The 5,678-nt window shown below is 71.9% G+C and carries 4 protein-coding genes and 2 pseudogenes; 3 read left to right on the top strand and 3 right to left on the bottom strand.

What is annotated here, in order from left to right; genetic code table 11:
• A pseudogene (locus DY245_RS45510) lies at window positions 1-251 on the bottom strand (hypothetical protein); the annotation flags it as partial.
• 244 nt (window positions 252-495) lie between these two features.
• On the opposite strand from DY245_RS45510, the gene DY245_RS34750 reads away from it, so the two are divergent.
• The gene (locus tag DY245_RS34750; RefSeq protein ID WP_128511091.1) at window positions 496-1,848 is read left to right on the top strand and encodes an alpha/beta hydrolase family protein; all 1,353 of its coding nucleotides are present in this window, start codon (window positions 496-498) and stop codon (window positions 1,846-1,848) included.
• 41 nt (window positions 1,849-1,889) lie between these two features.
• Here DY245_RS34750 and DY245_RS34745 read toward each other — a convergent pair whose 3' ends face one another.
• Together DY245_RS34745 and mshA are read right to left on the bottom strand one after the other, a co-directional pair.
• On the bottom strand, window positions 1,890-2,441 hold the full coding sequence (locus tag DY245_RS34745) for a type III secretion system chaperone family protein (protein ID WP_244943460.1): 552 nt from the start codon (window positions 2,439-2,441) through the stop codon (window positions 1,890-1,892).
• Window positions 2,434-3,804 carry a D-inositol-3-phosphate glycosyltransferase gene (mshA, locus tag DY245_RS34740; protein ID WP_128511090.1) on the bottom strand — a complete coding sequence of 457 codons (1,371 nt, stop codon included), beginning with the start codon at window positions 3,802-3,804 and terminating at the stop codon, window positions 2,434-2,436. Before mshA ends, DY245_RS34745 begins: the two co-directional genes overlap by 8 nt.
• A 156-nt stretch (window positions 3,805-3,960) precedes the next feature.
• On the opposite strand from mshA, the gene DY245_RS34735 reads away from it, so the two are divergent.
• Together DY245_RS34735 and DY245_RS47200 are read left to right on the top strand one after the other, a co-directional pair.
• The gene (locus DY245_RS34735; RefSeq protein WP_128511089.1) at window positions 3,961-4,818 is read left to right on the top strand and encodes a class I SAM-dependent methyltransferase; all 858 of its coding nucleotides are present in this window, start codon (window positions 3,961-3,963) and stop codon (window positions 4,816-4,818) included.
• Window positions 4,819-5,079: 261 nt separating this feature from the next.
• Window positions 5,080-5,313, top strand: a pseudogene (locus tag DY245_RS47200) (chaplin); the annotation flags it as partial.
• Between the last annotated feature and the right edge of the window lie 365 nt (window positions 5,314-5,678).

The raw sequence follows: 5,678 nt of genomic DNA, 5'->3' as shown, positions 1-5,678 counted from the left end.
GGGGGGTTGGGGGTGGGGTGGGGTGGGGTGGCCGCAGTGGCCGCGTTGGATGTGGTGGCTGCGGTGGCTGTGCCTGCCGGGAGGGCGGCGGCGGCCGCTGCGCCGATCGCGCCGCGGAGGAGCCGTCTTCTGTTGAATTCCGTGACCTCCGCGCTTCCCGTGCTTCCCCTGCTCTCCGCGACCCCCGAGACCTCCACACTTCCCGTGCTTCCCGCACCCGCCGTGCCGTGCGTCAATTTCGCGCTTTCCATGAGCCCGCCTTTCATGGATATGAACATTGTTCACATGGGAGACGGCGTGAGGATGCCATGCCGACCGGGTCCGGGGAAGGGGGTGCGCACGGGCGGGCCGTACATGGTCGTGGTGGCCACACCCCCAAGACGGGTGGCTGCACGGTCGATCCGGGCGGTCGGTTCCGGGAGTCTGATGACGGCGCCGGCGGGCAACGTCCGGCCGGTGCCGCGTAGGGATCGGTCGAGCCGACGGGGAGATGCAATGACCGACGACGGTGTGCAGCGACACGGGAGACGGCGGGCCGCGGTGATCGGGGGATTGGCGGCCGCGGGGGCGCTGGTGGCTGCGGGGGCACTCGTCTCGGGGCCGACCGAGGGACAGGGGGCGGCGGCCGGGTCGGGGGAACCGGCCGCCGCACCCGTACGGGCGTCGGGCGCTCCCGCGCACGCCGCGCCCATGACGCTGCCCGCGCCCACCGGGAGGCACCAAGTCGGCACGGTCTCGCTGCACTTGACCGACCGGCAGCGCCGCGACCCCTGGGTCGGCGGGCAGACGCACCGGGAGCTGATGGTGAGCGTCCGGTACCCGGCGCGGGCGGACGCGGGGCGGTATCCGCGCGCGCCCCAGATGACGGCGCGTGAGGCGGCCGGGTTCGATGCGCTGAACAACTTCTCGGAGCAGGTGCCCCGGGGGAAGGTGGATTGGGCGGCCACGCGTACGTATGCGCACAAGGGGGCGCCGGTGGCGGCGCGGGATGCCGGGCGGCGGCTGCCGGTGGTGCTCTACTCCCCCGGTGCGGGCGATCCGCGGTCCCTCGGCAGCACGCTCTGCGACGATCTGGCGTCCCGCGGCTATGTGGTGGTGAGCATCGACCACACCTACGAGGCGCCCGCGGTGGAGTTCCCTGGCGGGCGGGTGGCGCGCAGTGTGATGCAGGCGGAGATGGCGAAGGCCGGGAAGGCCGGGCGGATCACGGAGTTGATGAAGAAGGTCAGCGACGTGCGGGTGGCCGATACCCGGTTCGTACTGGACGAGCTGGCGAAGCCGGGCGCGGCATCCGCGCTGCCGGCCCGGCTTCGGGGGGCGCTGGATCTGGACGCGGTCGGGATGTTCGGGCATTCGGCCGGGGGGTTCACGGCGGCGCAGACGATGCATGACGACCGGCGGATCAAGGCCGCGGTGAACATGGACGGCGTCATGGGCTACACCCAGCGCGACGACGATCCGTCGAACCCGTCGACGGTCGGGCTCGACGGCGTCGACCGGCCGTTGTTGCTGATGGGGATGGAGGGGGACAACCATCACACGGTCGCTTCGTGGGGCACGGTGTGGCGGCACAGTACGGGTGCCTGGCTGCGGGATCTGACGCTGAGCGGCAGCCGGCATGCCAGCTATACGGACGCGGAGGCACTGATTCCACAGATCGCCCGGCAATTGGACCTGCCCCGGGAGACGGTGACGAAGGTGATCGGCACGGTCGACCCGGAGCGCGCTGCCGAGGCTCAGCGCGCCTATGTGTCGGCGTTCTTCGACCGGTGGCTGCGGGGGCGGGACGACGGCGGGCTGCTGAACGGGCAGTCAGGGCGGTATCCGGAGGTGCGGTTCGTGCGGTAGACGGGGCCGTGGCCCGGTTGCGCGCAGGACCGTGCGGGCGGCTACGCCCCGGCCGCGCTCCCCCGCGTCAGATGGGTGAACGCCTCCAGGTTGCGGGTGGACTCGCCGCGGGAGACCCGCCAGGCGTACTCCTTGCGGATGGCGGTGGCGAAGCCCATTTCCAGGAGCGTGTTGAAGCTGCCGTCGGCGTTTTCGAGGACCGTGCCGAGGATCCGGTCGAGTTCGTCGGGGGTGACGGCGGCGAGCGGGAGTTTGCCCACGAGGTAGATGTCGCCGAGCTTGTCGATCGCGTAACTGACGCCGTAGAGGCGGGTGTTGCGTTCGAGGAGCCAGCGGTGCACCGCCTCGTGGTTCTCGTCGGGGTGGCGGACGACGAAGGCGTTGATGGAGAGGGAGTGCTTGCCGACGATCAGTGAGCAGGTCGTGGAGAGCTTGCGGGTGCCGGGGAGCTTGATGACGTAGCTGCCGTCGGAGGGGGATTCCCATTCGAGACCGGCGTCGGTCAGGGTCCGCTCGATCACATCGCTCGGGCTCGCGCCCGCCTCGGCCGTCCGGTTGTCCACCGCACCGCTCGCCTCTCGCTCATCACCCATGGAGGGATCGTAGGTGACGGCGGCGTTCCTGCATGGCGGCGGTGTACACCTCGCCGGTCGCCGCGGCGGCGGTGTCCCAGCCGAAGGACTGGGCGTGCCGGGCGGCGTCGGTGCCCATACGGGCGGGCAGGGACGGGTCCACGACGAAGCGGCGCAGGGCGCGGGCGTAGTCGGCGGGGTCGTGGCCGGCGACGAGGAAGCCGCTGACGCCGTCGCGTACGGCCACCGGCAGGCCGCCGACCGCGGCCGCGACGACCGGGGTGCCGCAGGCCTGGGCCTCGATGGCGACCAGCCCGAAGGACTCGCTGTACGAGGGCATGACCAGCACGGATGCCGCGCGGTACCAGTCGGCGAGCTGTTCCTGGCCGACCGGCGGGCGGAACTGCACCAGATCCGCGATGCCGAGCCGGGCGGCCAGCTTCTGCAGGCCCTCGGGCTTGGCCAGGCCGCTGCCGCTGGGCCCGCCGACCACGGGCACGACCAGCCGGGAGCGCAGCGAGGGATCCTCGGCCAGCAGGGCGGCGGCCGCGCGCAGGAGGATGTCGGGGGCCTTGAGCGGCTGTATTCGGCCGGCGAAGAGCGGGATGACCGCGTCCTTGGGCAGGCCGAGGCGGGCGCGGGCCGCCGCCCGGCTCTCGGCGACACCGCCGCCGGTCGGCCGGAAGCGGTCGAGATTGACGCCGGGGTGGACGACGGCGACCTTGCCGGGGTCGGCCTCGTAGTGCCGTACGAGTTCGTCGGCCTCCTCGGCGGTGTTGGCTATCAGGCGGTCCGCGGCGCGCACGATCTGGGTCTCGCCGATCACGCGGGCGGCCGGCTCGGGGGTGTCGCCGACGGCCAGCGCGGCGTTCTTGACCTTGGCCATGGTGTGCATGGCGTGCACCAGGGGGACGCCCCAGCGCTCGGCGGCCAGCCAGCCGACGTGCCCGGACAGCCAGTAGTGGGAGTGCACGAGGTCGTAGTAGCCGGGGCGGTGGCCGGCCCAGGCCTGCATCACGCCGTGGGTGAAGGCACACAGCTGGGCGGGCAGCTCCTCCTTGGCCAGGCCCTCGTACGGGCCGGCGTCCACATGCCGTACGAGAACGCCGGGGGCGAGTTCGACGGCGGGCGGGAGGGTGCCGGTGGTGGCGCGGGTGAAGATCTCCACCTCGATGTTGATCGAGGCGAGCTTCCTGGCCAGCTCGACGATGTAGACGTTCATGCCGCCGGCGTCGCCCGTGCCGGGCTGGTGCAGCGGGGAGGTGTGCACGCTGAGCATGGCGACGCGGCGGGGGCGGCGGAGGCTGCCGGGCAGGCGCAGCCGGGCCTGTCCCGGGAACTGGCCATGGGGACGGCTACGGAGCCGGGACACGTATTGGCTCACGTCGAGCTACCTCCTAGGCGGGGCGGGCGGCAGGCCTCCGAACCCCTGCAACAACAGACCCCGGCCATCCATTTCCGCCCGGACCGCTCTCTTCGCACTTTGCCAAAGCGTGACCAAGCGCGAAGGCCGGCCCCACCACCCCATACCCTCGAAGCCATGGCCCGCCGCTCCGCCCCCTCCTCCCCCTTCTCCACGTTCTCCACCGCCGCCTCGGCCCCCGCGCCGTCCCGGCCCGTCGGAAACGCCACCCGCGGGACTACCAACCCCAACCGGCTGCGCCGTATGGACCGCTGGATAGCGGCGGAACACGGCGCCGAGCTGCGCCGCGCCGCCGACCCCGTGGCGGTCGACCTCGGCTACGGCGCCGCGCCCTGGACCGCGGTGGAGCTGCTGGGCCGGCTGCGTACGGTCCGGACGGACGCGAGGGTCGTCGGCATCGAGATCGATCCGGCGCGGGTCGAGGCCGCCCGCCCGTACGAGCGGCCGGGGCTGGACTTCCTCCACGGCGGCTTCGAGGTGCCGCTGCCGGGCCAGCGGGGACGCGCGCCGGTCCTCATCCGGGCCGCGAATGTGCTGCGCCAGTACGACGAGGACGAGGTGGCCGCCGTATGGGGGCGGCTGTGCGCGCGACTGGCACCGGGCGGGCTGCTGGTCGAGGGCACCTGTGACGAGATCGGGCGGCGGCACGTCTGGGTGGCGCTGGGCCCCGAGGGGCCGCGCACGGTCACCTTCGCGACCCGGCTCGGCTCCCTGGACACCCCGTCCGACCTGGCCGAACGCCTCCCGAAGGCGCTGATCCACCGCAATGTGCCGGGCGAGCCGGTGCATGCCTTCCTGCGCGACTTCGACCGTGCCTGGGCGGCGGCCGCCCCGCTGGGCGCCCTGGGTGCGCGTCAGCGCTGGCGCGCCGCCGTACAGGCCCTGGCGACGGACTGGCCGCTGACCGGCGACCCGCGGCGGCGCCGCCAGGGAGAGGTCACGGTGCGCTGGGAGGCCCTGGCGCCCCGCGGATAGCGGGCCGGGCCATCCAGGCGCGCGCCGCGTCTCTGCCGGTCGTCGATTGCGCAGACCTCGACCACGCGCCCGAACGGGCGACCACGTGGGTTCGAAGAACACATGACTCAGCAGCCGTCCTGCGGCAAGGAGCCAGCACTAAACCACATTTATTCCCTGAAAGAGTGAAATATTAGCAAATTCTCTCAATGTGAGGCCGCACGCACCGAAGGGAAATACAGGAAGCGGCAGTGAGCCGCTTGGATCGATCGGGAGATTTTTATGTCACGGATCACACGGGTGACTGCTATGGCCGCTCTCGCGGCAAGTACCGCCCTGGGTGGCATGTCGGCAGCGTTCGCAGACAGTGGCGCGGCCGGCGGCGCGGCCAATTCGCCGGGAGTGGTGTCGGGCAATGCGATTCAGATCCCGGTCGCCATTCCGATCAACGTGTGCGGCAACACCATTAACATCGTCGGCCTGCTGAACCCGGCCTTCGGCAACACCTGCATCAACGGCTCCATCGTGCGCCGGGTGGTTGTCCGCCACCACGTCGTCAAGCACCATCACCACCACCACATCAAGAAGGAGCACCCCAAGAAGAAGCACCACGTCAAGAAGCACCACGTCAAGAAGCACCACCACCACCGTCCGGCCGGTGGCATTCACACCGGCGGCGGAGGCTTGGTCGACCCCGGTCAGTAGGCCGTTTCGTTTGGATCAGCACGCGGCCGGGGCCCGCAAAAGGGGCCCCGGCCGGCGCACCGGCAGGCCATGCCCTCGGCCGGTCCCGCTTCGGGCTGACCGCAAAACGCGCTGGGCCGCCCCGGCCGAAGCCCCGCGCTAGGCCGCCCCGGCCGAAGCCACCTGGGCCGGCCGCG

Origin of the sequence: Streptomyces inhibens, assembly GCF_003389455.1 — a bacterium.
GTDB classification, from domain to species: domain Bacteria; phylum Actinomycetota; class Actinomycetes; order Streptomycetales; family Streptomycetaceae; genus Streptomyces; species Streptomyces inhibens.
This window is presented reverse-complemented; position numbering and strand designations above follow the sequence as displayed.